This window comes from Paenibacillus sp. FSL L8-0435, from assembly GCF_037965655.1.
Lineage (GTDB): Bacteria > Bacillota > Bacilli > Paenibacillales > Paenibacillaceae > Paenibacillus.
The window spans coordinates 4,982,028-5,008,446 of the sequence record NZ_CP150185.1 but is presented as its reverse complement, the minus strand read 5'-3'; the positions used below and the strand labels follow the sequence as shown (position 1 = coordinate 5,008,446).

At 45.8% G+C, this 26,419-nt stretch carries 24 protein-coding genes and 1 other annotated feature; of the genes, 20 read left to right on the top strand and 4 right to left on the bottom strand.

Going from position 1 to position 26,419, the window contains the following annotated elements; genetic code table 11:
• The first annotated feature begins 190 nt into the window (after positions 1 to 190).
• The 5 genes from rsfS (at position 191) to leuS (ending at position 6,424) form a co-directional block, all read left to right on the top strand.
• Positions 191 to 538, top strand: coding sequence for a ribosome silencing factor (rsfS, locus tag NST33_RS22305; RefSeq protein ID WP_221821945.1), 348 nt, complete (start codon positions 191 to 193; stop codon positions 536 to 538).
• The gene (locus NST33_RS22300) at positions 535 to 1,440 is read left to right on the top strand and encodes a S1-like domain-containing RNA-binding protein (RefSeq protein WP_221821946.1); all 906 of its coding nucleotides are present in this window, start codon (positions 535 to 537) and stop codon (positions 1,438 to 1,440) included. Before rsfS ends, NST33_RS22300 begins: the two co-directional genes overlap by 4 nt.
• Positions 1,441 to 1,569: 129 nt before the next feature.
• Entirely contained in the window at positions 1,570 to 2,340 is a 771-nt protein-coding gene (locus tag NST33_RS22295; protein ID WP_221821947.1) for a class I SAM-dependent methyltransferase, read from the top strand.
• 223 nt (positions 2,341 to 2,563) lie between these two features.
• Complete coding sequence (locus tag NST33_RS22290; protein WP_221821948.1) at positions 2,564 to 3,520, top strand: aminoglycoside phosphotransferase family protein; 957 nt, start codon at positions 2,564 to 2,566, stop codon at positions 3,518 to 3,520.
• Between the two features lie 111 nt (positions 3,521 to 3,631).
• Positions 3,632 to 3,901, top strand: a binding site (T-box leader).
• A gap of 78 nt (positions 3,902 to 3,979) precedes the next feature.
• Complete coding sequence (gene leuS, locus NST33_RS22285) at positions 3,980 to 6,424, top strand: leucine--tRNA ligase (protein ID WP_339305101.1); 2,445 nt, start codon at positions 3,980 to 3,982, stop codon at positions 6,422 to 6,424.
• Here leuS and comER read toward each other — a convergent pair.
• Positions 6,405 to 7,250, bottom strand: a complete 846-nt coding sequence (gene comER / locus NST33_RS22280) for a late competence protein ComER (protein ID WP_036615122.1) — start codon at positions 7,248 to 7,250, stop codon at positions 6,405 to 6,407. The two genes, leuS and comER, sit on opposite strands and share 20 nt — an antisense overlap.
• Before the next feature lie 186 nt (positions 7,251 to 7,436).
• Between comER and NST33_RS22275 the strand changes: the two genes are divergently transcribed.
• The 3 genes from NST33_RS22275 to NST33_RS22265 all read left to right on the top strand — a co-directional run bounded on the left by NST33_RS22275 (position 7,437) and on the right by NST33_RS22265 (position 11,606).
• Positions 7,437 to 8,075 carry a ComEA family DNA-binding protein gene (locus NST33_RS22275; protein ID WP_339305099.1) on the top strand — a complete coding sequence of 213 codons (639 nt, stop codon included), beginning with the start codon at positions 7,437 to 7,439 and terminating at the stop codon, positions 8,073 to 8,075.
• A gap of 41 nt (positions 8,076 to 8,116) precedes the next feature.
• Positions 8,117 to 8,635, top strand: coding sequence for a cytidine/deoxycytidylate deaminase family protein (locus tag NST33_RS22270; RefSeq protein ID WP_017687196.1), 519 nt, complete (start codon positions 8,117 to 8,119; stop codon positions 8,633 to 8,635).
• A gap of 100 nt (positions 8,636 to 8,735) precedes the next feature.
• Positions 8,736 to 11,606, top strand: coding sequence for a ComEC/Rec2 family competence protein (locus NST33_RS22265; protein WP_339305097.1), 2,871 nt, complete (start codon positions 8,736 to 8,738; stop codon positions 11,604 to 11,606).
• A 15-nt stretch (positions 11,607 to 11,621) separates the two neighbouring features.
• On the opposite strand, the gene NST33_RS22260 is transcribed toward NST33_RS22265, so the two are convergent.
• Positions 11,622 to 12,074: a hypothetical protein gene (locus NST33_RS22260; protein ID WP_339305095.1), complete on the bottom strand. Its 453-nt coding sequence runs from the start codon at positions 12,072 to 12,074 to the stop codon at positions 11,622 to 11,624.
• 670 nt (positions 12,075 to 12,744) lie between these two features.
• Between NST33_RS22260 and NST33_RS22255 the strand changes: the two genes are divergently transcribed.
• Positions 12,745 to 13,134, top strand: a complete 390-nt coding sequence (locus tag NST33_RS22255; protein WP_339178092.1) for a hypothetical protein — start codon at positions 12,745 to 12,747, stop codon at positions 13,132 to 13,134.
• A 136-nt stretch (positions 13,135 to 13,270) separates the two neighbouring features.
• On the opposite strand, the gene NST33_RS22250 is transcribed toward NST33_RS22255, so the two are convergent.
• Positions 13,271 to 13,573 carry a hypothetical protein gene (locus NST33_RS22250; protein ID WP_145323317.1) on the bottom strand — a complete coding sequence of 101 codons (303 nt, stop codon included), beginning with the start codon at positions 13,571 to 13,573 and terminating at the stop codon, positions 13,271 to 13,273.
• Positions 13,574 to 13,924: 351 nt separating this feature from the next.
• On the opposite strand from NST33_RS22250, the gene NST33_RS22245 reads away from it, so the two are divergent.
• From NST33_RS22245 to holA, 3 genes are all read left to right on the top strand, one after another.
• Entirely contained in the window at positions 13,925 to 14,473 is a 549-nt protein-coding gene (locus tag NST33_RS22245; protein ID WP_017687205.1) for a sigma-70 family RNA polymerase sigma factor, read from the top strand.
• Complete coding sequence (locus NST33_RS22240; RefSeq protein WP_339305093.1) at positions 14,470 to 15,753, top strand: zf-HC2 domain-containing protein; 1,284 nt, start codon at positions 14,470 to 14,472, stop codon at positions 15,751 to 15,753. The genes NST33_RS22245 and NST33_RS22240 overlap by 4 nt, the downstream gene beginning before the upstream one ends.
• 256 nt (positions 15,754 to 16,009) lie before the next feature.
• Entirely contained in the window at positions 16,010 to 17,026 is a 1,017-nt protein-coding gene (gene holA, locus NST33_RS22235) for a DNA polymerase III subunit delta (RefSeq protein WP_339305091.1), read from the top strand.
• Between the two features lie 189 nt (positions 17,027 to 17,215).
• Here holA and rpsT read toward each other — a convergent pair whose 3' ends face one another.
• Positions 17,216 to 17,488: a 30S ribosomal protein S20 gene (gene rpsT, locus NST33_RS22230; protein WP_024628504.1), complete on the bottom strand. Its 273-nt coding sequence runs from the start codon at positions 17,486 to 17,488 to the stop codon at positions 17,216 to 17,218.
• Positions 17,489 to 17,663: 175 nt separating this feature from the next.
• Here rpsT and gpr point away from each other — a divergent pair, with 175 nt between their 5' ends.
• The 8 genes from gpr (at position 17,664) to grpE (ending at position 26,358) form a co-directional block, all read left to right on the top strand.
• Positions 17,664 to 18,665 (top strand): GPR endopeptidase, encoded by a 1,002-nt coding sequence (gene gpr, locus NST33_RS22225; protein WP_339305089.1) that lies wholly within the window; start codon positions 17,664 to 17,666, stop codon positions 18,663 to 18,665.
• A gap of 148 nt (positions 18,666 to 18,813) precedes the next feature.
• Entirely contained in the window at positions 18,814 to 20,109 is a 1,296-nt protein-coding gene (locus NST33_RS22220; RefSeq protein WP_339305087.1) for a stage II sporulation protein P, read from the top strand.
• A gap of 53 nt (positions 20,110 to 20,162) precedes the next feature.
• A complete protein-coding gene (locus tag NST33_RS22215) occupies positions 20,163 to 20,522 on the top strand; it encodes a hypothetical protein (RefSeq protein ID WP_076211674.1) in 360 nt (119 codons plus the stop codon).
• 145 nt (positions 20,523 to 20,667) lie between these two features.
• Positions 20,668 to 22,482: a translation elongation factor 4 gene (gene lepA / locus NST33_RS22210; RefSeq protein ID WP_215076479.1), complete on the top strand. Its 1,815-nt coding sequence runs from the start codon at positions 20,668 to 20,670 to the stop codon at positions 22,480 to 22,482.
• A 207-nt stretch (positions 22,483 to 22,689) separates the two neighbouring features.
• Complete coding sequence (gene hemW / locus NST33_RS22205) at positions 22,690 to 23,874, top strand: radical SAM family heme chaperone HemW (RefSeq protein WP_036668565.1); 1,185 nt, start codon at positions 22,690 to 22,692, stop codon at positions 23,872 to 23,874.
• A 118-nt stretch (positions 23,875 to 23,992) separates the two neighbouring features.
• Positions 23,993 to 24,463 (top strand): N-acetyltransferase, encoded by a 471-nt coding sequence (locus tag NST33_RS22200; RefSeq protein WP_017687214.1) that lies wholly within the window; start codon positions 23,993 to 23,995, stop codon positions 24,461 to 24,463.
• A 255-nt stretch (positions 24,464 to 24,718) separates the two neighbouring features.
• Positions 24,719 to 25,750, top strand: coding sequence for a heat-inducible transcriptional repressor HrcA (gene hrcA / locus NST33_RS22195; RefSeq protein WP_076211670.1), 1,032 nt, complete (start codon positions 24,719 to 24,721; stop codon positions 25,748 to 25,750).
• Between the two features lie 44 nt (positions 25,751 to 25,794).
• Positions 25,795 to 26,358 carry a nucleotide exchange factor GrpE gene (gene grpE, locus NST33_RS22190; protein WP_221821963.1) on the top strand — a complete coding sequence of 188 codons (564 nt, stop codon included), beginning with the start codon at positions 25,795 to 25,797 and terminating at the stop codon, positions 26,356 to 26,358.
• Positions 26,359 to 26,419: the final 61 nt, after the last annotated feature.

Sequence of the window (26,419 nt, the reverse complement as noted above, 5' to 3'; positions counted from 1 at the left end):
AAAAGTCCACTTTTGATTACGAAGGATGCCTAGCGGCATCATCAGCATCGAATATGAAATTCAGCCGAAATGTCCGTTGCTCACGTAGTTATCCTACGCTCCGCTACTCCATTTCTAGCTTTATTCCATCTTCTCGGTACTGAAAACTGATCTTTTTGAACACACAATTATAGATTATGGAGGTTGGTTCATGACAGTATCATCGAAAGAACTTATGAATATGGCGGTTACTGCCGCTGACGACAAAAAGGCATCCAATATTGTAGCATTGGATCTGATTAATGTTTCTCTGGTGGCGGATTATTTTGTTATTTGTCACGGGAATTCCGATACACAGGTACAAGCCATTGCTACTGAAATTCGCAAACAGGCTCATGCAGCCGGAGCGACGATCAAAGGTATCGAAGGTATGGATTCTGCACGTTGGGTACTGATGGACATGGGCGATGTTGTTGTTCATATCTTCCACCGCGACGAGCGTGAATACTACAACATTGAACGACTCTGGTCTGATGCCAAAGTGGTGGAAACTGTATGAGTTTGATTGCTGGAACAGTCGTCTCTTTGCCGGTTTCACGTGAAGTGTCTCCGTTTGGCTTCTTTTTGACGACAGGATCGGAAGATGTACTTCTTCACTACACCGAGTTAACGCGGGATATTAAGATTGGTGAGACGCTTGAGGTATTTGTGTTCTTTGATACGGAAGATCGTCTGGCCGTAACGATGAAAAAGCCTTATCTCATGCTCGGCGAAATGGCACGACTGGTTGTGGCTGATGTTCACCCACGACTGGGCTGTTTCCTGGAAATGGGCCTTGGACGGCAATTGCTGCTTCCTATTCGTGAACTGCCTGAACTGGAAGAACTGCGTCCTCAAGTGGGGGATGAAGTCTTTGTAATCATGGAACATGACAAGCAAGGACGTCTGCGTGCCAAATTGGCCGGGGAACGTGAACTTTCACCATTGTCTTTCCATGCTCCAACTTCATGGTTAAACGAGTGGGTTGAAGCGACGGTATACAAGCCACTGCAGATGGGTACTTTTGTACTTGTAGAGGGCGGTGTACTGGGCTTTGGCGCAATTGGCATGATTCATTCATCCGAACGTAGTCATATGCTGCGTCTTGGTGAAAAAGTGAAATGTCGGGTGACACTGGTACGTGAAGACGGACGTGTGAATCTGGCCATGACTCAACTCAAACAAGTTGGACGTAACGAAGATGCAGACAAGCTGCTCGCCTTTATGAAAGAGCGTCCAATGGGCGGCATGCCTTACTCGGATGCAACTCCGCCGGATATCATCAAGCAGCGCTTTGGCATCAGTAAGTCTGCGTTCAAGCGTGCATTGGGCAAATTGATGAAGGATGGACTGGTGGTTCAAAAGGAAAGCTGGACGTATCTGGCCGAATCTGCTCCTGCAGATCAAAGTGAAGACAAGTAATCTTCCTGATTAAATAGTTGTAATATGGAACTCGGATAAGGCAGGGATAGGCTGGGTAAATACCGGATGCCCCTGCTTTTTCTTTTGTTAACAGGATTGGAAAATGAAATTGAAAGTGCGGTGCCTGACATGTCTTACCGGAAATTTGCCTATGTGTATGATGAATTAATGGAAGATATGCCTTATCCGGACTGGATAAGGTTTGCAAGAACAGCATGGGAAAAGCATGGAATGCCCAAAAGTGTCGCTGAGCTTGGCTGTGGAACGGGCTCCATTACGATCCCGCTCGTGAACTCCGGTTTTGAAGTTACAGGCATTGACCTCTCAGCAGATATGCTGTCGGTTGCGCGCAGCAAGATGGAGGCAACACCTCAGGGTCATCGTTTGTATCGCGAGGGCAGCGTACGTTGGGTGCAGCAGGATATGCGGGAATGGCGAGTTCCAGACCCTGTGGATTCGGTGATATCTTTCTGTGATTGTGTCAATTATTTGCTTGAACAAGAAGATGTCATTCGAACATTCCAGCGGACATATGAGATGCTGAAGCCTGATGGAACGTTCCTGTTTGATGTGCATCATCCCAATACCCTTATTCGTTATGATGAGGAGCAGCCTTTTGTACTGGATGAGCGCTCTGTGTCGTATATCTGGACTTGTGATCTGGACCAGGATCGCTGTGAGATCGAACATCATCTCAGTATTTTTTCGCGTGTGGATAATGGTAACAAGGATATGTATCAGCGGTTTGAAGAAGTTCATGTCCAGCGTGCATATAATCCGGACTGGATGAAGCTGGAGTTATCCAAGGCAGGTTTTAGAGACGTGAAGGTATATGCGGATTTTGAATGGAAAGAAGCTGGAGACAGCGCACAGCGCTTGTTCTACGTGGCTGTGAAGTAAGAAGGAAAGATGACAACTGGCCTTATGTATCGTGCATAAGGACAGTTTTTTTTGATTTTCCATGGAGAATGAATAGCAATAGTCTTAAATAGGATAAAGGAATGCTAGGAAAGACATAACGAGGTGACAAAAAGTATTGCCAGTTAAAGTAAAGGAGGCGATAATAGTCGGATAGAAAGCGTTTTCTGAGGAAATAAATCAAATGTCAATGTGAGGTGTAGAAATGGAAAGTACATATAAAACAAGACTTACGTCAGAACAGTTGAATGCCATAATAGAGCAGCATTTCTCTGCAAGTATAGAGGACTACAAGGAAATGGTGGATGGCTGGGCCAATCATGCATATCTCATCACACTGAGTGACGCACAGCGAGTGGTACTGAAAATTGCACCGTCGGCTTCGACAAATCTGATGCGCTGTGAACAGGATCTCATGATTGCCGAAGTTGAGGCACTGCGCCTCATCACGGAGCTACAGGATGTTCCTGTACCGCAAGTGTTGGCCTATGATGATTCGTTAACTATGGCTTCAGCGCATTATTTTATCATGGAGTACATGTCTGGAACACCCTATAATCAGGTCAAGGATCAATATTCTGCGGAAGAGCAGGAGGCCATTGAACACCAGCTCGGTTGGTACAATCGTCGGATTAATGAGATCAGAGGCGAGAAGTTTGGATATTTCTCGGAGGAAAAACAGCGATATTCCACATGGAAAGAAGCATTTATGAATCTGATGGATGATATTCTTACCGACGGGGAAGAAGCTGGAATCACATTTTCGATCGATTACCCTGAATTGAGACGTTTGATTGAAGAAAAATCGGATGTGCTGGACGATGTCAAAGAACCTGTACTTGTCAGTTGGGATCTGTGGGATGGCAATGTTCTGGTAGACAAAAGTCGCATCACAGCGATTATTGATTTTGAACGTTCTCTGTGGGCAGATCCTCTGATGGAGCATTACTTTAGTCATTTTAACTATACTCCCGGATTCGTGAAGGGATATGGGCATGCGATTACCACTGAAAGTGAATTGAAAAGAAGAAGTCTCTATGACTTGTACTTTGATCTGGTGCTGCGCACGGAGTGCGCTTATCGTCAATATGATAATCAGGAACATGTGAATTGGACCATTCATAATCTGGAGGAAGGCATTGAGCGTTTTCGGATATCCTGAACAGCAACGAGTGTTATGAACGGTACGAACCATAAACTTCAAGATGGCGATTATAACGTGTAATATTGACTTTGGGCTTGCTTTTTTGTATAATGGTCCCGATATTGTATACATATTTCGATGATAAGGATCAGTAGTAATTCCTGTACATAACAGAGAGCCGGCGGTTGGTGCAAGCCGGTTGACAGTGATTTGCGAACTCGCCTTGGAGAAATGCGGTGATTACACCATTCTGTTTAACCTGCTTGTATAAAACTTGGGTTCAGGAATGGAAATCCGCATCGGTTAACCGCCGTTACAGGTCCAAAGGGAGTGGATGACGAAGCACGTTCGTCCGCTAACTAGGGTGGTATCACGGGAATTCAACCTCTCGTCCCTAGCGCTGCAAACGCTACGGGATGCTGAGGTTTTTTTGTTGCAATTAAAGCTAACGCGAATAACCTGAAGGAGGAACAATAGATGAGTGAAAATAACCAGCCGAAACACGGCTATCAGCCACAAGTCATGGAAAAAAGTTGGCAGCAATACTGGGATGCAAATAAAACGTTTAAAACGGGTGAGGACCCTGCTAAACCGAAATTTTATGCGCTGGATATGTTCCCTTATCCATCCGGTTCAGGTCTGCACGTAGGTCACCCGGAAGGATATACGGCAACGGATATCGTTTCCCGCTACAAACGTATGCGCGGTTACAATGTATTGCACCCAATGGGTTGGGATGCTTTCGGTCTGCCTGCTGAGCAGCATGCACTGGATACAGGTGAACATCCACGAGATATTACATTCCGTAATATTGACAATTTCCGTCGCCAGATCAAATCGCTTGGTTTCTCCTATGACTGGGATCGTGAGATCAGCACAACGGACCCTGGATACTATAAATGGACACAATGGATCTTTATCCAACTGTATAATAAAGGCCTCGCTTATGTGGATGAAGTAGCAGTTAACTGGTGTGAAGCACTTGGAACGGTACTGGCTAATGAAGAGGTTATTGATGGCAAGAGTGAACGTGGTGGACATCCGGTTGTACGTAAACCGATGCGTCAGTGGGTCCTGAGAATTACCGAGTATGCAGAGCGTCTGTTGGAAGACCTGGAAGAGCTGGACTGGTCTGAAAGCATCAAGGATATGCAGCGTAACTGGATCGGTAAATCGACAGGTGCAGAAGTTGTATTTGCCATTGAGGGTCGCGAGGAAGTCATCAAGGTGTTCACTACCCGTGCGGACACATTGTTCGGTGCGAGCTTTGCAGTACTTGCTCCGGAACATGAATTGGTAGAAGCAATTACAACCGATGACCAACGTGAAGCTATTCAGGCTTATCAGGAGCAGGCTTCTCGTAAAAGTGATCTGGAACGTACAGATTTGGCCAAAGACAAAACAGGTGTATTCACTGGCGCTTATGCAATCAACCCTGTTAATGGTGCAAAACTGCCGATCTGGATTGCTGATTACGTTCTTGCAGGTTACGGTACAGGTGCGGTTATGGCTGTTCCGGGTCATGATGCGCGTGACTGGGAATTTGCGAAGCAGTTCGGTCTGGATATCATCGAGGTTATTCAAGGTGGAGACGTTACACAAGAGGCGTATTCGGGTGATGGCGCGCATGTGAATTCCGATTTCCTGAACGGACTGAACAATGAAGAAGCGGTTGCCAAGATGATTGCTTGGTTGGAAGAGAACGGTAAAGGACAAGGGAAAGTGACCTATCGTCTGCGCGATTGGCTGTTCAGTCGTCAGCGTTACTGGGGTGAGCCAATCCCAATTCTGCATCTGGAAGACGGAACAATGAAGACAGTACCTGAGGATCAACTTCCACTGCTGCTGCCTGATATCGACCAGATCAAACCTTCGGGTACAGGAGAATCACCACTGGCGAATGTTACGGAGTGGGTGAATACGGTAGATCCGGAAACGGGAATGAAGGCACGTCGTGAAACTAACACCATGCCACAATGGGCGGGTAGCTGCTGGTACTACCTGCGCTTTATCGATCCGCACAATGACAAGGAACTGATCTCCAAGGAGAAGCAGCAGCAGTGGCTGCCAGTTGATCTGTACATTGGCGGAGCAGAGCACGCCGTACTTCACTTGCTGTACGCTCGTTTCTGGCACAAAGTGCTGTATGATCTGGGTGTTGTGGAGACTAAAGAGCCTTTCCAAAAACTGGTCAACCAAGGTATGATCCTGGGTACCAATAATGAGAAAATGAGTAAATCCCGTGGTAATGTCATTAACCCGGATGAAATCGTGAATGAATTCGGTGCAGATACATTGCGTCTGTACGAGATGTTCATGGGACCATTGGAAGCGACAAAACCGTGGAATGCAAACGGGGTTGAAGGCATGCACCGCTTCCTGTCACGTGTATGGCGTCTCTTCATTAACGAAGACACAGGAGCCATCAATGACAAGATTACGGTGGACGGTGGAACGGATGAGTTCAAACGAACTGCTCACAAAACGATCAAAAAAGTTACGGAAGATCTGGAACATCTGCGCTTCAACACATCCATCAGCCAGCTGATGATTTTCATCAACGATGCATACAAAGCGGACACACTGCCTCGTGAAGCGATGGAGAAATTTGTACAGCTGTTGTCACCACTGGCACCGCATATGGCAGAGGAACTGTGGAGCCGTTTGGGTCATGAAGGTGGAATCTCTTACGTGGCTTGGCCTGAATATGATGAGTCCATGACAGTGGATGCGGAAGTAGAAATCGTTGTTCAGGTAAATGGTAAAATTGTAACTCGTGCTACAATCGCGAAGGATCTGGATGCACAAGGTATGCAGGACTTTACGATGGAGCTGGCACCTGTTAAGCAGGCGCTGGAAGGCAAGACCATTCGCAAGGTCATTGCCGTTCCAGGCAAACTCGTTAATATTGTTGCCGGTTAATCTCACCGGCTCGGAATAGTTCATCCAGCTTTAACAAATCTTCATCATATTTGTCATGTGTCGTGTGGATCAGGCTGTCGAAAACGCCGTCGAGACTAACCTTCAGCAGTGCAAGTGCCTGAGCGGTAATACCGCCAGGTACGGCGACACGAGCCTGAAGCTCTTGCGGGGTGTATCCTCCTTCGGTGAGCAGCTTGCCTGTTCCCAAGAGCATTTCGCCAGCCAGAGCGCAGGCATCTGCCCTTTTGATGCCGGTCAGCTTCACTGCACTTTCGATCCACTGTTCCAAAAAGAACGATATGAATGCAGGTCCGCAGCTGGAGAAGTCGGATGTGATTCGTGTACAGGCTTCATCCACTTGGTACGGCCTGCCTATATGACTGAGCAGACTTTCCAACACAGCGCGGTCTTCACTGGTCATTCGTTCGCCATGTATGCAGAGGGATGCTCCACTGCCGACTTGGTGTGTGACGCTGGGAATTACCTTGGAGACTTTGCAAGGAAGTGAAGATTCCAGATGTCGCAGCTGCACGGGACTGGTGATCGAGACAATTATATGATTGGGATTCACGACAGGCAGGATGTCGTCAATAACATGTTTGAATTCAAGCGGCTTCACGCACAGGAAGATGATATTACTTCGGATCACCGTTTCCCGATTGCTCTGGGATTCATGCAGACCGGGGTAACGGAGGGATAACTGACGTACTTTGGACGGGGTTCGATTGCTGGCCGCGATCTGCCGGGGCTCAAGTGCACCCGATTGGATCAGGGCATAGATTAGCAGGCTGCCCATGCTGCCGGTTCCGATAAATCCAACCTTCATTGTTTCAGGTCTCCTTTCATGCTTTACGGTACTGGCGCAGTTCATTCCCTCTATTCTATGCGTGAGGACCTGTTTCACATGACATGAAAAATGAACAACTTGTTTCATCAGGAAAGTTTCAACGGTTCGGAAGCACCGCCCGTGTTCGAAATGAATGATTTTGAATTCAGGGAGAGGTGTGGAAGAATGAGATGGAACAAAGGGATGACCATTGCTGCTGCGGTGGTTGGAAGTATACTTATATTATGGTCGGGCAAAAGTGAACAACCACCTAGTGGCTGGGAACCCTTGCAGCTCGGCACCGAGAAGCCGACGATAGAGCAGGAACTCCCTGCTGTACAGTCGGCTAATTCGGTTCAGGGCAATACAGGAGCATCTTCTTCGGGAACGGAGGCAAGTGGGCTGCAGACTGGGAACGATGCGAAGGCAGGAGAGTCTAAAGAGCTTGCGAGCGTTGGGGTTGAAGGTGATTCGGGAGTTCAAACTCCAAATCAGATGAATGATAATCCTTCAGATACTGCTACTTTGATTGAACCAGTGGCGCAAAGTACGAATTCGAATCCTTCGGTTACCTCCGAGACGGGCTCGAACAGTAACCCACCTGTAGTTCGTGAGGAAGCTAGCGACAATGGGAAGATTGATGTGAATACTGCACCTGTCTCCAAACTTACGGAGCTTCCCGGAATTGGAGAGAAGAAAGCTCAGGCTATTGTCGACTATCGGAATGCACATGGTCCTTTTGCAAAAGTGAGTGATCTGACAAAGGTCAAAGGGATCGGCATGAGGATGCTGGAGAAGATGGCACCTTATGTGCAGATCCGGTAATATTAGAAATAAAAAAATGTGTTGAGCGGGAGGAATACAGCATGAGTACAGAGGTACGCAAGGACTGGGATACGTATTTTATGGACATCGCGTATATGGTTTCCACTCGTTCCCGCTGTTCGCGTCGTCATGTGGGTGCCGTTCTTGTTCAGGGAAAGAAACTGCTGGGAACAGCCTATAATGGTGCACCCACCGGCGTCCCGGATTGTTCTGAAGCAGGTTGCATGATATCGGAAGAGTATGAGTTGGTCGTGACCGATGGGCAAGAAGAAATGGTGAAAAAGCAACGATGCATTCGCACAATCCATGCGGAGCAAAATTTGCTTTTATTCACAGATCGAATCGACCGCGAAGGCTCGTCCGTGTACGTGACCGACGAACCGTGCTGGACATGTGCCAATATGCTGGCGAATAGCGGGATTACAGAAATCGTGTTTCATCGTTCTTATCCTAAAGATACCGGCAAGGTTACCAATATGATGGAACAGAAGGGCATAACGTTCCGCAGGCTGGAGAATTACCAGCCCCCGCGGGAAACGATGATGACTGTGAGCAATTAATGTGAATATGGTCGAATACGTGAGGGAGAACCTCCGGCAAGCCTGAATTGGCTCCGGGGGTTTTTCTGCGTTCAACGGGTGAAATGAGGGAGGGGTAGAAATGAAAGGCAGACCGTTATTAAGTTTTACGATTTGTTGGTTGTGCGGGAGCGGGATAGCATGCGCGTTAACAGGCTGGACGTTAATCTGGGGGCTAATTGGAGCTCTGGCATGTCTGCCACTTTTACTTCATTTTATTAATGTGCGTGGATGGTCTGTTTTATTTTTACTTGTTGCCTTTATTGGAGGCGCTGCACATTGGGAATGGAATGATGCACGCAATCATAGCAGTCTGTCCAAGACTACTCAGATCTCTGCTAAAGAATTGGACGGTTTGGCAGCCGAAATTAAGGGTGAGCTGGTGTCAAGTGTACGTATTGATGGAGATCGGGCTAACTTTAAGATTCAGATGTCTTCGATATTGGCAACATCGGATTCGTCAGCAGATACAGATCTCGCACCATCATCTGTATTCAACATAAATGAACAATTGATGGTACAAGTCAGACTGTTGGAGGAAGAAGAACAACAGGTAGCAGCGGGCTGGAAGAGGGGCGATGAAATCACACTTAATGGCTCTTTTGCCCTTCCTGGCGAAGCAAGAAACTTTGGCGGGTTTGATTATCGCAGTTATTTGCGAACCCTGCATATCCACTGGTTGTTCAAAGTGAAGGGAGCCAGTTCGGTAACAGCAGTTGCTCCTGAGGGACTTGGACAATATAACATACTACGGTGGACAGATTGGACTAGGCATAAGTTGGGCTCGGCGGTTGAGCAGTTATTTCCAGAGCCTCATGCAGGATATATGAAGGGGCTTATTATCGGGATGTCTACTGATATCGATCCGGGTACCTATGGTCAGTTTTCACAACTGGGTCTAACGCATATCCTGGCAATATCCGGGACCCATGTCGCTGTATATGTAGCTTCTCTTCTCCTTATTTTATCCTGGCTAAGGCTTACCAGAGAGACGGCACTTACGATTGTTCTGATCCTGGTGCCAGCTTATGTACTGTTATCCGGAGGTTCACCTTCAGTGATTCGGGCAGGAATGATGTCCATGCTTGGGTTGTACATGGCACGTCGTGGTCTCGCCAGAGACGGCCTTCAGATGATTAGTGCAGCAGCGTTGCTGATGATGTGGTGGGACCCGTACTTTTTGCTGAGTGTGAGTTTCCAGTTATCCTTTCTTGTAACCGCAGGTTTGATGATCTATATGCCACTGATAAACCGGTTGTTCAGCAGTTGGCCGAAATCTCTGGCTGCAACAGCATCCGTTACCGTAACCGCTCAGCTGATTTCGTTCCCAGTAACCATTCTCTACTTCAATCAGTTCTCATTACTCTCATTTGTGGCCAACTTTCTGCTGGTTTCTTTGATTAGCGCCATTGTATTACCTCTGGGGACGGTCGCCATGTTATTGTCGTTTATATGGGTTCCCTTGGCGAAACCCCTCGCATGGATCGCGATGCAACTGAATCAACTGACATTTGTAAGCGTGGAGTGGATGAACAGCCTGCCAGGTTTTGTATTGATCTGGGCAACACCGCCCTTGTTATGGATAGCTGCATATTATGCCGTGTTGTATGCCTTACTCTACTTGTTGCATCGTGGCAACGGTGAGCAGCGAGAAACAACGTTTGTTGAGGAAGAGACGGCTCCGCTTGTGAGGCGACAACCTTCATTTTCAATGGGGAATATGGGTATTCGCTCTTCGATGTCTACCATGGCACAGGATCAAGGTAAGAACCGTGTAGATGGAAAAGAAACTTCATTAACGACATTAGGAGCCAGCATTGCCTGGCCGGAGTATACAAGTGCATTTACCGCGCGAGGTGCAGGATATTATTCAAATGTACGAATGAGTAAAGCTCAGCAATGGTTGTGCGGGTTGCTGGCGCTCAGCTTTATTGCTGGATTATGGTGGGCATATCAGACTCCCAAGCCTGCTGGAACCGGCATCGTGCAGTTTTTGGATATTGGACAAGGGGACAGCACTTTGATTACAACCCCGGAAGGCAAACACATTCTGGTAGATGGCGGAGGAACGGTTAGTTTTGGGAACACCGAACAATCTTGGAAAACAAGGCGTGATCCGTATGAGGTGGGAGCCAAGGTCGTTGTTCCTCTATTGAAAAAGAGAGGTATCCATCAACTGGACGCTGTCATTGTAACGCATGCCGATCAGGATCATGCCGGAGGACTACAGGCTGTGCTGGAACAGATTCCGGTTAAACGTTTCATGTTTAATGGCACGACCAGCGGTAAAGAAAACTTTGATAAATTACTGGACACAGCCATGGAACGGAAAATTCCTCTGTACGCCATTCAACAGGGCATGTCCTATAAGGCTGATAAGCAGACGAGTTTACATTTTATAGCTCCGGATCTGGCACATATGGATGTAAATGCATCAGGCAATTTGCCTGTATCTGAACACCAGAATCATGATTCCGTTGTCTTTTTGCTGGAAATGGCGGGGGCTTCCATGTTGTTCACCGGAGATATGGATGCAGCAGCCGAGCAGGACCTGCTCTATATGATTCAGGATGGCTCATTGGCTGCCCAATTTGAACAGAAAGGTGCAGATCTTGGAGTTACAGAGGGAGTTGTACAAAGGGTACTTACACGCCCGTTGCAGGTTGATTCAAATGATGCTTCAGCGGCATCTGTCTCCATTGACGTTCTAAAGGTCGCTCATCATGGTAGTAAAACGTCGTCAACCAAAGCCTGGCTCCAATACTGGAATGCCAAAACCGCTTTGATATCTGCAGGAGTTAACAATACATATGGGCATCCCAATCCGGGAGTGATGGAACGTCTGGAGGCTACCGGGTCAGAGATTTATCGGACAGATCAGATGGGTGAGGTCCAGATGAGGGTGAAAGATGGGAAGATTGATATTCGGTACAGGTTGTTTGGAGTTGAGTGACGGCACGCGATCTATTTATCGGTGTGAAGATGAGTGAAGAAAACGCCGATTTAATACCAACTGGAAGGTTAAAAAGACAAGAGAACATACAACAATGTGGATAGTTTGAGCAGAAAAAGTATTGAAGTTACGTGTAAATATCGAGTAGGTGACCCCACCTATGCAGCCTAATAGAACATATGCGGCAATAGCAACGAGCAATTTCATATACGTATTATCTTTTTTTCTGTATAAAAGTAATCCATCCACCAATATGGAAAGTGGCGTAATTAAGAAAAGTAAAATAGCGAGGTTAATCAATAATCCAACCGCAAATTTAAACCCGAATGAATAATAGTAAGTATTCTCTAATCTTTCATCTATAGGGACATAGTGATATATCCCCATTGCAAGTGAAATGAGGACTGCAGTTAATACAGCTGCAACTATTTTTCCGCGCGGCCTATTGATTCTATGGGTTTTTGTCATTATGAGTATTAACCTCCATCTTGAATAACTATATTCAACAAATGATAGACTTAGGGAGTTAGTATATTTTAGCATACACAGGCTGAGAAAGAAGGAGTGAGGGACATTGAGAAAGTAGTACTTGGTTAACCCATAACAGAAAAAAGTCGTTCCCCTGCGAACGACTTCATTTTGAATTTCATGATAATAACACATTCTAATCGTTATGCGTTAGGCTGTCAGTTAGTATAGTTGACTAGGAGGAACTACTCTCACTCTCTTGCTTTTGAGATACTAATCGGCAAGCTAATTATAGTTGCGCTGAATAAGTTGAGTATGTGATCAATTTGATCCCAACTTTTATGCCAAATTATCATATTAAATGCAATGAATAACACACTACTGAGTAGAAAGAATCCCAGGAAGTATTTGAAAAATATTTTTAGATTCATCTAGTCTCCCGCATATCCATTTAGATGTTTGTTACGGTTGCACGCCCTATTTCGTTTGTAATATGTTTTCTATTTTAGATTATTAAATGCAATCATTTGTATTTGGTTTGTTGGAGTTATGTAAATGTATGGTTTTAGTTGCGGTTTTATTATTGTTAGGTGATTTTTGTTGCAGGATTATGGTTGTTTTTACCGAATAATAGTTAGGCCCGCCTTGAGGAAGGGCTAGAGATACCAAAGTGACCATATCAGATATCAAAATTGAGAAGATTAAATACGGTGATCGAAGTTACTCTATTATCTTCCGTAATGCAAAAGGAAAAACCGTTTCTGCCTACGCAGGAGGTGCACCTTCCAGTGTGACGGAGATGCTTGCCGATTCCAACCAATTCTTCTCTTCTGATCCGTATAAGAAATACAATTGGTCCAAGTCCACTTGGAATAAAATCATTGCTGGAGAAGTAGCTTTAGGAATGAACATAACTCAGGTGCGCCTTGCATGGGGAGATCCATCGAGCATTACGTATGAAACGAGTTCAAAAGGCAAAATCGAGGTTTGGGTGTATGCCAGCTCCGCAGGCATAAGAGCATTAGGGTTTCTCAATGGCAAACTGATGGCGATTTACTGATGAATATACCAATTAATCACTTCATTTGATTGCAGGTTACAGCACAGCACAAAAAAAGCCCGCTTTCCGTTACACTCCACGAGGGAGAATATCGGAAAACGGGCCATTTTTTCAAAATGTAGAAGAAATATAAGAACTATTCTACGCCATCCTTAAAGTGTTTGTTCCAGTGTTTATCGCCCTTGTGCAACAGATCTTCTACCGTTTTCTCAAGAGTCATCAACAGTTGTGCTCTCACATCAAGTACGGTTTCTCTGTACAAGCGTTCTTCCGTTCCAACGATTTTATCGCCGTATAATGCCTGTGCAGCTACGTACTTCCGATGTTCCTCAACCAGAGTATCAATGGACTCCAATGCATGTTCCACAAAGTGGGAAATACTTTGATATTCTTTGGGCATTTGTTCTTTTAAAGCTTGAATTTTCGCAAGAGCTGGCATGCTCATCACCTCGTGTTTATGAATGTAAATTTACAATACACTATTTTCATGAAAATTGCATTAAAAACAGCTTAAATTTGGACAAATTTCGACTTTTTTTATTTTAGGACCCAAAAAAGTGCTTATCTATAATGTATGCCATTGCATTTGAATTGAGTCGTGTAAGTAATGGAATCCCTTTTGGATACGTTTGGTGACTCGTTATGCAATTTCTGTTATTCTAAGAGAAGATTTCAGCGGCCCTAATACATACGCCGTTATTTTGTTATGGCAAATTAAAAAAATACTTAACTTTGCAACAATTTTATTGATGATCACGTCTGTAAGGTTGCAGGGAGAGGGGGATCCTTTGTGGTAGAGCCGGAACTCATCAGAGCCGCTCAATCGGGCGATCGCGACGCTCTAATTACCCTATTGCGGGAGATTGAACAACATGTCTATCGGACCGCATATTACATTCTAAATAATGAACAGGACGCTTTGGATGCTGCGCAGGAAGCGTTGATCCGAATTTACACCAAAATCAATTCATACGAAGAAAAGGCCCAATTCAAAACATGGGTACAACGCATCGTCACGAACATCTGTATTGATAAATTCAGAAGAACCAAGCCGTCTGTCTCCATTGACGAACATGACATGGTTTTTCAGGATAATCAGGATGTGGAGTACGAGGTCATGTCTACATATGTGGCCCAAGACATTCAGGATGCGATCAACAAGCTTCCCGAGCATCATCGTACCGTTATTGTTCTAAGATATTTGCAGGACTTATCCTACAATGAAATTGCGGATTGTCTCGATCTTCCGTTGAATACGGTGAAATCTTATTTATTTAGAGCCAGACAGCAATTACAGAATCTACTACAGGAATATCAGAAAGGTGGTGTGACAGGATGAAATGCGAAGAGGTGGTGGAATGGATGCACCGCTATCTGGATCATGATCTGGGCGAGGCGGAAACCGCGCAGATGCTACAGCATGTGGCGAAGTGTCCGGAGTGCGCCGAGAATTTTAATTTACTCAGAGCTCTTTCCAGAGAACTGGAAGAATTACCGCAAGTAAGCCCGAAATTTAGTCTGGTTGATGCGATTATGCCACAGCTTGATGCTATTGACGAAGCGCGGAAGGAACAAAGTAGCACCATACAGGAAATGAATCCTGTCCCCGCTGCATTTGAGAATCTACAACGTTCAAGTGAGCGGAAAACGAAGCAAAAATGGCTTAACTCGATGGCAGGACGTATGTCGGTGGGTGCAGCGGCTGCGGCAGTTGTATTGGGATTCGCCATCTGGGGATATCAGCCTGAACAGATTGAGAATGCCGATTCCATGTTGATGAGCTCTGGAGCTTCTCAAGAGAGCGGCAATGTGGATGAAAATCCATTAAGCAAGAATATTGAAAATTATGATCCTGCCACTTCGTCCCAACCAAGCAGCAACGATGTGTTTGTGGATCAATCGAATGTTTCACCAACTGAACCAGATAACCAAGGCGTAGAAACAATTCCTGAAGAGAACGGTGGAGATGAGGTGCAGGAGCCTGAAGTTCAGTCAGATCCGACACCTAAACAACCGGCTACTGAATCAACGCCTGCTCCGAATAAAGGACCGCAGGATAATTCGTCCAAAACTCCTTCGACCGATAATCAGAATAATCAGGTTCAGAACCAGGATTCTGAGCAGAGAATTCAGGGATCAGGAGATTCTCCTAAATCTTCTGCAGATGGGGAAGAGAATGGAGTAACAGAAACCGAAAATGGAGATGCGCAATCCTTCACTTCTCAGGATACAACACCTAATATGACTGAAGATGCTCCGGTTGAAGGTAACACTGTACCTAATTCCAGTACAGGTGCAGACGCTTCTGGCGGAAACAAAGGATTTGCAGCAGGACAGGATCAGGGAATGACTACAACGGCAGCACCAAAAGAATGGAAATCACCTGACGGCTCCTATGTAGTTATGCTTATTGGTGATCAAATCAGCATATACTCCAAACCTGTGAACGAACCGGATGTTCTGAATCTGGTTGAACAACGCAGCATAGAGGGGACACTGAAGTCAGCGAGTTGGTCGAAGGATGGTACCCTATTTAATTACGAAACGGACAAGGACGGAACAACAGCCAAGAACTCGTTTAATGTACCTGCTGTTTCAGGTGGAGCTCCTGCGAAATAATTAAAAATGGGGAGTGCGCTCCTCTAAACGAAAGAACAATTTCAGCATGACAAGCATATAGTGGAAGTAACAAAACGTCCTATCTCAGTTCAAACAACTGACGTCGTATGACCGCGCACCGGCTTTTTCTAGAACTGCTGGTGTCAGCGTTTATATAGATGTAGGACAGGGGACCTTCATCCATAACTGGATGTAAGGTCCCTTTGTTGTCTTGCGTTTTTTCTGGTAGGATAAGAGGGATAGGGAGGCGCCGTGAATGGATGTAAAAAGTGCAACAAAGGCAATACGTAATGGAGAAACGGCACCGATATATGTGCTGTATGGAACGGAGAAGTACCAGATACAGCAATTTACGGATATGTTAAAAGAACAGGTTATTGAAGAAGAACATCGTGATTTTGCGATTATTCCATATGATTTGTCTGAAACGGCTGTGGAGGTCGTTATTGAAGAAGCAGAGACCGTACCTTTTCTGGTTCCACGCAAATTAATTATTGTAAGGGACGCGAGCCTGTTCACTGCAGGTAAAGAATCCAAGATTGAACATCAGGTTGATCGTCTGCTTACATATATGGAGAATCCGGCAGATTATAGTACGATTGTTTTCCTGGCCCAGGGGGATAAGCTGGATGAGCGTAAGAAAATGGTAAAGGCTGTCAAGAAACAGGCAGTAGTTCTTGCTTTTGCTCCACTTAGTGGAGATGAGCTGTTGAGTTGGATAGTGAAACTTGCGAAGCAGCGGGATGTTTCCCTGGAGACCGGAGCGGCGGAAACGTTGATCAGCTACGCAGGAACAGGTCTTCAGACCCTGTCTGCTGAAGTAGACAAGTTATGTTTGTTTGCGGGTAATGGGGGGACAATCAAGCGTGCTGATATCGAGTCACTGGTTGCCCGTAGTACAGAGCAGAATGTATTCTCGCTGGTGGAAGAACTCGCTAATTTGCGACTGGAGAAAGCGTTGGCTCTTTTCTATGAGTTGCTGAAGCAGCGGGAAGAACCGATTAAAATTGCGGCATTAATCGCACGCCAGTTTCGGATCATGATCCAGGTGAAAGAGTTGGGCCAACAAAGTTACTCCCAGCAGCAGATTGCCAGTCAGCTTGGGCTGCATCCGTATGCTGTTAAGATTGCGGGTGAGCAAGCCCGTAAATTTCAGCCGGAACGTCTAAGAATGATTCTGAGTCACCTCAGCGAATTGGATTACCAGATGAAAACAGGAGCGGTGGATAAAGTGCTTGGTCTGGAGCTGTTCTTATTGAGACTTGGTGCGTGAATGAATACGTAAACGTAATAGATTACTAGTGTGAATAACAAACAAAGCGACCTTTGCTCCATGATGGTTAAATCATCGGAATAAAGGTCGCTTTTGTTTGTGTCTTATACTTATCGAATCAGATACTAAAAAATCCTGAAAGCCTATGCTGTTCAGGATTTTTCCATTGGATCGTATAAGTAACGCTTCTTACGCTTGTGCGGAAAGAGCGTTCAGTTTTTTCGCCAAGCGAGACTTTTTGCGTGCTGCAGCATTTTTATGAACCAGACCTTTAGTTACAGCCTTGTCCAGCTTTTTGGAAGCAGCTTGAATCGCAGCTTTTGCAGTATCAACTTCGTTACTTACCAGAGCAGCATCAGCAGCTTTAACAGCTGTACGGAGTGCAGACTTCTGGGAAGCGTTGAGTGCGCGGCGCTTGTCGCTCGTTTTTACGCGTTTAACAGCGGATTTGATGTTTGGCATTACATTCACCTCCTGTAAGGCATTTGCATGAATACAAACGTTTCACAACTTAAAATATTCTATCACGCTAGCATGTAAAATGCAACAGATATTCCTACGATGTTCGACATGCTGTATAAAGAAACTCTTTTTCCCACACAATATGCTCAAATGCGGTAAGGGAGGCAGGGACAGAATGACACTGGATTTGCAAAACTATACAGTTCGTACCGATTTGGCAATCGACTCCAAGGAAATGGCTCAAGGTGAACAGAAACAGACGATTCCCGGACTACGGGAAGATGTGGAGAAAAAAGAGGGTATTACGATTACACGTATTGATGTCCTGAATGATGAAGCAGCCAAAGCCATTGGACGGGTGAAAGGTCACTATGTCACCTTGGAAGTACCTTCACTACGGAATGGTGATACCGAGTTACAGGAGCGAGTTGCTGCCGAGTTCACACGTGAAATGGAAGATTTTATGGTTAAGGCCGGAATCAACAAAACATCCAAGGTCTTGATTGTTGGCCTGGGCAACTTAAATGTCACCCCGGATTCACTCGGACCACTTGTTGTGGAAAATCTGATGGTAACCCGTCAGTATTTCGAATTGGTGCCAGATCAGGTTGCGCCAGGGTATCGGGAAGTCAGCGCGATTGCTCCCGGCGTGTTAGGTACAACAGGCATTGAATCCAGTGACATCGTACAGGGGATTGTAGACCGGACGAAGCCAGATGCGATTATTGCGATTGATGCGCTGGCCTCCCGTTCCTTGGAACGTGTAAATACAACGATTCAGGTCGCGGACATTGGTATTCACCCGGGTTCCGGTATTGGAAACAAACGGCGTGGCCTGACTCGTGAGATATTAGGTGTGCCTTGCATCGCCATCGGAGTACCAACCGTATGTTATGCGTCCACCATTGTGAATAATGTTATTGAGATGATGCGCTCACACTTTCGCCAGGAAACGGATCAGACCAAACAGATCATGGGTATGCTGGACGACATCGGTGAACAAGATCGCTTGAGTCTGGTGAAAGAGGTACTGGAGCCACTGGGTCATGACCTCATTGTTACCCCAAAGGAAATCGATGAGTTTATTGAGGGAATTGCCAATGTTATCGCTTCAGGACTTAACGCCGCGCTCCATGATGCCGTGAATCCAGATAACGTAGCCGCTTATACACATTAAAACTTAAAACTGCTGAGAAGAAGGTCCGAATCTATCGGACTTTCTTTTTTTTTTGTTTCTGGAATCTTTCATTTTCCTGTTCTATCAAATTGGGCCGGCTCATAGAGTTGAAGTATAAGAGTTGTCCAGCAGGGAAGGAGACAGCAGAATGAACAAGATATTGGCCTGGAATATTGGGAAATGGAGAAAAAGATGTCTGCACGTGCTGGCCATGGGCCGTACGTTGTTGTTGCTTATGATCATATCTGCCTTGTTTTTTGTCGTACTGGGTCTGGGGGGCATGGCAGAGAAACGCTTGAATAATTCACCCGTTTCTTCCATGAAAGGATTTGCAAGTGCCGTATCAAGCCGCTTTTTCGTCGATATGCTCGGTATGGAGATGCCTCATCTCACCCAGAAGGAACAGACCTCTGCCATATCCGGTGAGAATCTCACCTCTTTTGTTTTCCAATTACTAACGAATGTAAATCCACAAGATCCGAAGAGCCTGATTGCGAGAGAAATGCCGGGCATGGGTTCCAACCAACCTGTTCTGCTCCGTCCTGGATCTGGTAACGAAAAAGCCGAGGCTCCCGAAGATTATCAGCCCGGACCCGGTCTTACGGATACTGCTTCCGCAGGTGGAGGAAAACCCGGTAGTGAGCTGCATGTTCCACCAGGCCAGGACAATACGGATCCACCTGAGTCGACTGAGCCTGGAGATGGAGAAGGTAAAGAAGATCCCCCAGCGAAGAATGGCGAAAAAGACAATTCAGGCTCACCGACAACAGGCAAAAAGTCAATTCTTATCTATCATTCCCATCCACGGGAAGGCTATAATCCACTGCTTGGTACGAAAAGTGATAATCCATCATCAGGCAAATCAACAGGTAATGTGTTTCAAGTGGGAACCTACCTCTCAGACAGTCTGGAGAAGCTGGGAATCGGCGTAGAACACGCCAAGGATGATTACCCCACCAAAGTAAAGGACTATAACTGGAACTATTCCTATAAATACTCCCGTCAAACAGTAAAAGCGGCACTCGCCCAAAATGATGATCTGACGTATCTCATAGACATTCATCGCGATTCACAGCGTCATGGCAAAACAACAACAACTATTAATGACTTGGGCTACGCCAAAGTATATTTCATTATTGGACATGAAAATCCAAATTGGCGGCAGAATGAAGCCTTTGCAGCGAAAATTCATAAGAAACTGGAAGCCAAGTATCCTGGGGTATCCCGTGGTGTGTGGGGCAAGGATGGCGGAGGAGCCAACAATGGAGAGTATAACCAAACCCTTTCACCTAACAGCATTTTGATTGAGATTGGTGGTATCGACAATACAGGAGCTGAGCTCCAACGGACATCAAAGATTCTCGCAGACATGATTTCTCAAGTGTATTGGGAAGATCAGAAGGTGGACAAAGCCAGTGTGGAAACCTCGTCGCAGGGTGGGTAGAAACCATATATGTTAGAAGGAAAAATAGTAGAGAGTGACAGGAGGCAATGCACATGTCCAGATTCGGTAAAAGACTGTTATCCATCGCTGTATTAATGTTGCTGGGTGTTCTGTTTGGAATGCAGCTGGCTGGCAGCAACTTTCATATGGGCAATCCCTCAGGAGGCACGTCAACCGTTGTGACAACTGAGCCAACTTCATCGGTGACCGAATCTGTTCCGACTGCTCCTGTCCAAAAGGAAATTAAAGAACCACCATTTGTACCTGTTCAGTCACCAAGCCAAGTGCTTGGGGCAGATCAAAATAAGGCTCCGGTTGATGTGTTGGCAGACAAAACGGCTGGACTATTGCAAAATCTCTCACACAGTGGAATCAAGTGGGTGGTCTCTCTTTTTAGCGGCGTCGCTGAATAAAATACCATAATTTTAAGGTACAATATAACCTCCGGGAGTGCATGATGACACTTTATTATAAAGTTGAGACATCACGGGATTGATGCACTGTGCTTCAACTGTTATAATGAAGTGATTGACACTAGGCTGTTTCTGGGGGTAAGGAATGACTGACATTCGGGCAAGACAACGTAAAATTCGTAACTTTTCTATTATTGCACATATAGATCACGGCAAATCAACACTTGCGGACCGGATCTTGGAGCACACAGGTGCGCTCACTTCACGTGAAATGCAGGAACAAGTTCTGGATAAGATGGACCTTGAACGTGAACGTGGAATAACAATCAAGCTACAAGCAGTAGCCTTGACTTACAAAGCGGATGATGGTGAAGAGTATTTATTGAATCTGATTGATACACCGGGACACGTAGACTTCACGTATGAAGTATCACGCAGTCTTGCTGCATGTGAAGGTGCTCTGCTGGTTGTGGATGCGGCTCAGGGAATTGAAGCCCAAACACTTGCCAACGTGTATCTGGCATTGGATAACAACCTTGAGATTTTACCGGTTATCAACAAAATTGACCTTCCGAGCGCAGATCCTGAACGGGTGAAGCAGGAAGTGGAAGATGTTATTGGTTTGGACACAAGTAATGCGGTTTTGGCTTCGGCCAAATCAGGAATCGGAATCAAAGAAATTTTGGAGCAAGTGGTGAAAAGTGTTCCGGCACCGACTGGTGATCCTGAGCAGCCTTTGAAAGCGCTGATTTTTGACTCGCACTATGACCCGTACAAAGGTGTAATCGTATATGTGCGTGTTGTTGACGGCAAAATCAAATCCGGTTCCAAAATCAAAATGATGGCAACAGGTAAATCATTTGAAGTCATTGAAGTTGGAGCGTTCAAACCTCGTATGACCATCGTGGACGAGCTGAACGTCGGGGATGTTGGATTTATCGTTGCAGGTATCCGGCATGTTGGCGATACACAAGTCGGGGATACGGTAACGGATGCCAAAAATCCAACACCGGAACCTTTGCCGGGTTATCGTAAAATTAACCCAATGGTGTATTGTGGTCTCTATCCGATCGAAACATCGGACTATGTTGATCTGCGTGAAGCGTTGGAGAAATTGCAGTTGAACGATGCGTCTCTGAGCTTTGAACCGGAGACATCCAGTGCACTCGGTTTTGGATTCCGTTGCGGATTCCTTGGACTGCTTCACATGGACGTTATCCAGGAGCGGATCGAGCGGGAGTTTAACATTCCGTTGATCACAACGGCACCAAGTGTAATCTATCACGTCACCTTAACCAATGGTGAAGTGATGAAAATCGACAACCCATCCAACTATCCTGAGGTGGGCCGGATTGATTACGTCGAGGAACCATACGTCAAGGCAGATATTATCGTACCGAATGATTATGTAGGTACCATTATGGAGCTGTGTCAGACAAAACGCGGTGAATATGTAAATATGGAATATCTGGACACAACCCGGGTTACCATTACCTATGAGATTCCGCTGTCCGAGATTGTATATGACTTCTTCGACCAGTTGAAATCCGGTACCAAAGGATATGCATCCCTGGATTATGAGTTGTCCGGTTACCGTCAGTCCAATCTGGCGAAAATGGATATTGTACTCAATGGCGAACAGGTGGATGCTCTGTCCTTCATCGTTCACCGTGACCGTGCCTATAACCGCGGACGCATTGTCTGTGAGAAACTGCGCGAGCTGATTCCACGGCAAATGTTCGAGGTGCCAATCCAGGCATCTGTAGGTACCAAAGTCGTTGCTCGTGAAACGGTAAAAGCAATGCGTAAAAACGTACTTGCCAAGTGTTATGGTGGTGACATCTCGCGGAAACGGAAACTGCTTGAGAAGCAGAAGGAAGGTAAGAAGCGGATGAAGCAGGTTGGTAACGTTGAGGTGCCACAAGAGGCATTCATGGCGGTACTGAAAATTGATGATTAAACAATCTATTTTGAGGTACAACACAGAATGTGTGTATTCAAATTAGATTAAGGAGAATTCAATTTCGGGTACATCACATAATGTGTGTATCGAAATTGAATTGTAGGACGTTTGCTTGCAAACGTGGGTACAACACAGAATATTAAATAACTAAGCTGAAAGGGAAGCCGGATGGCTTTCCTTTTTTCAAATAGAGGGGGACTTGCCATGACATTGGCAGCACACAGCCGGAAGACAGGTGCGCCCCAAGCGGTGTATCTTCACATTCCCTTTTGTACGAATAAATGTTTTTATTGCGACTTTAACTCCTACGTTCTGAAAGATCAGCCCGTGATGCAATATCTAGAAGCGCTGGAACGGGAGATGGAACATACAGTTAAGGCCAATCCACCGGGTGAGATCAAGACCATATTTGTAGGTGGGGGTACGCCAACAGCTCTGAAACCGGATGAGATGGCGGTATTTCTTCGTTCCGTGAAGACGTATTTCCCAAATTGGGCGGACGATATTGAATTCTCGATGGAAGCCAACCCGGGAACAACGGATGCGGAGAAACTCGCTGCGATGAAAGAAGGCGGCGTCAACCGTGTCAGCTTTGGCGTGCAGGCGTTTCAGAATGATCTGCTGACTGGTATTGGCCGTATTCATAATACGGATGATGTATATCGCAGTTTGGAGAATGCTCGTAAAGCAGGCTTGAATAACCTGTCCATTGACCTGATGTTTGGGTTGCCGAACCAGACCGTAGAGATGTTGAATGAGAGTATCGACAAAGCGCTGGAACTGGATCTGCCGCATTACTCCATCTACAGCCTGAAAGTGGAAGAGAATACACTTTTCCATACACTGTATCAAAAGAACCAGTTACCACTTCCTCATGAAGATGATGAGTTGGAGATGTATCTTCTATTAATGAGACGTATGAAAGAAGCAGGTTATGGACAATACGAGATCAGTAACTTTGCCAAGCCGGGCTTTGAGAGTCGTCACAATATTACCTACTGGCGTAATGAGGACTACTATGGTCTGGGTGCAGGTGCACATGGATATGTGGGCCGCGAACGGCATATGAATATTAAAGGTATAAATCCTTATGTTGAAGCTTCACGAGCAGGGCTGCCTCGTCTGGATCATTTTGAGATTGCTCGCCCGGAAGCCATGGAAGATTATCTGATGGTTGGACTGCGAATGTTGGAGGGAGCTTCGGCCTCACGCTTTAGCGAACAGTTCGGAGAGTCCATGGAAGAAGTGTTTGCGAAGCCTTTGGGCAAAATGTTGAACGCAGGGTTGCTTGAGCGGACGGCAGACGGCTTCCGACTGAGCGAGCAGGGCATCCTGTTCGGAAATGACGTTTTTGCGGAGTTTATCGGGTCCATATCGCTGAATTCATAGCTTGAAATTCTATACGCTCTGTTGTATATTTATTCATATTGATTTTACAGAGCGTGTTAATTTAACAACTACGAAGTCAGCTTTCCTCTGGAAAGCTTGGTAATAGGAGGAGAGCAGGATGTCGGTAATATGCAGAAAAGCCGTGCCGGAAGATGTTGAACCACTGTATGAAATGATTAAGGGCTATGCAGAGCGTGGGATCATGCTTCCGCGATCACGGGAAATACTGCACCGACAGCTGGAGCACTTTGTTGTAGCCGAAGTTGATGGTGAAGTGGTGGGTTGCGGATCGCTTTGTCGTCTGGGGAACGATTTGGTGGAAGTCAGATCACTCGGTATCTCGGAAGGGCACAAAGGGCTCGGTATTGGCTCCCGATTGCTGGACCGACTGGTAGAAGAAGCGGAGAAACAACAGATTCCTAAGGTTATGGCGTTGACATATGAAGTATCCTTCTTCCTCAAAAATGGCTTTGCCGTAGTGGAAAAAGAGATTTTCCCTGAGAAAGTATGGACCGACTGTGTTCATTGCAGCAAGCAGGATTGTTGTGATGAGATCGCTGTATTAAAAGAGCTTAACGTTTCAGCCTAACAACTAAATGGACTGCATGGATCGAGCCGAGTCAGCCTCTGCCCTACATGCAGTCCTTTTTTACTTCAAAGTATGTTCAATAAAGTTGTTAGGACTTGTCGACATTGGTCTATACTATAAATAGATGAGCCCACTCATCAAACTCACTTGACAATGTTCACGTCAGTTTGGTATTTTTGTATTACCGCTTAGCACTCATCTAACTGGAGTGCTAACGACATGGGACAGTACAGTCAGAAGGAGGGAATACTCACCATGTTAACTGAGCGTCAACGAATGATTCTGAACGCTATAGTGGATGACTATATCCGTTCAGCTGAGCCCGTAGGGTCCCGGAGCATTTCCAAAAGGGGAGATGTTGGATATAGTCCGGCGACGATCCGTAATGAAATGGCGGACCTTGAAGATATGGGTTTCCTGGAACAGCCGCATACATCGGCAGGACGCATTCCTTCTCATAAAGGCTATCGATATTACGTCGATCATTTGGTTCCCTGGAATCAGGTGGAGCCTCAGGAATTGGACGATCTGAAGTCGTTCTTCGCCGAAAAGCTCAATGTCATGGAACAAGTTATTCAACATGCATCCAATATTTTGTCACATATGACGAATTATACTTCGATCCTGCTTGGACCGGAAGTATTCCATACGTCCCTTCGTCACTTCCAATTGCTTCCGCTGAACGAAAGTGAAGCTGTGGCAATCATTGTGACCAATACCGGTCAGGTGGAGAACAAGACGGTCCAGATTCCTCCAGAAATCTCGGTAGCCGAGATGGAGAAAGTGGTTCGACTGTTGAACACCAAGCTGGTTGGTGTGCCAATTTACAAATTGAAATCCCGTCTCTATACTGAACTTGGGCAAGAGATGGAACGGCATATTACACGTTACGAGGAAGTTATGCAGGTGCTGAACAGTGCCTTTGACAACGAACATGATAATCGTCTGTTCCTCAGTGGTGCCACCAATATGTTGACTCAACCGGAGTTTAAAGATATCGAAAAGGTAAAAGATATTCTTGACCTGCTGGAAGAGACACCAACACTCATGAAATTGATGATGCCCGTGCCGGGTGGATCTGGTATTCAAGTGCGAATCGGCACTGAGAATGATCATGAAGCCTTTGCCAACTGCAGCCTGATTACAGCCTCCTATTCCTTGGACGGTGAGGCTTTGGGTTCGATCGGTATTCTAGGACCCACGCGGATGGATTATGCACGTGTCATTCATATTCTAAATACACTATCCCGTGACTTGACGGCGATGCTAACACATCGTTTCAAATAAGATTCGGGAATGAACCATTTCATTCGTATAAGGAGGTGAACATCTTGAAAGAGGAGCAATCATTTACAGAAGAACAAGAGGTAACAGCAACTGAGCAGGAGCCTATTAATGAAGCTGGCGCTGCAGAAGCACAAGCTGAAGAGATGGCTGATCAGGAGCAGGATGAGCTTGCACGTCTGAAGGCAGAAGCTGAGGAGCAACAGCAGCGTTATGTCCGTGCACAGGCTGATTTTGATAACTTCCGTCGTCGTACTCAGAAGGAAAAAGAAGAATTGGCTAAATACGCTTCGATGAAGCTGGTCACCGAACTGGTACCGGTTATTGATAACTTCGAGCGCGCCATGGCTACTGTACCGGAAGGAGCAGAGGTCGAATCTTTCTCCAAGGGCATCCAAATGATTTTCCGTCAATTGGAAACCGTAATGAATAACGAAGGCCTGACGGCAATGGAATCGGTAGGACAACCGTTCAATCCTGAATTCCACCAAGCAATTATGCAAGTGGAGAGCGACGAGTACGAAGAAGGTATCGTTGTTGAGGAAGTCCAAAAAGGCTACATGCTGAAAGATAAAGTGCTTCGTCCAGCTATGGTTAAAGTCAGCTCATAATTCCTTATAGGAAGGAATGAGTCGGCTCCATAGTTGAACAATGTGGGCGAAGTTTAATATA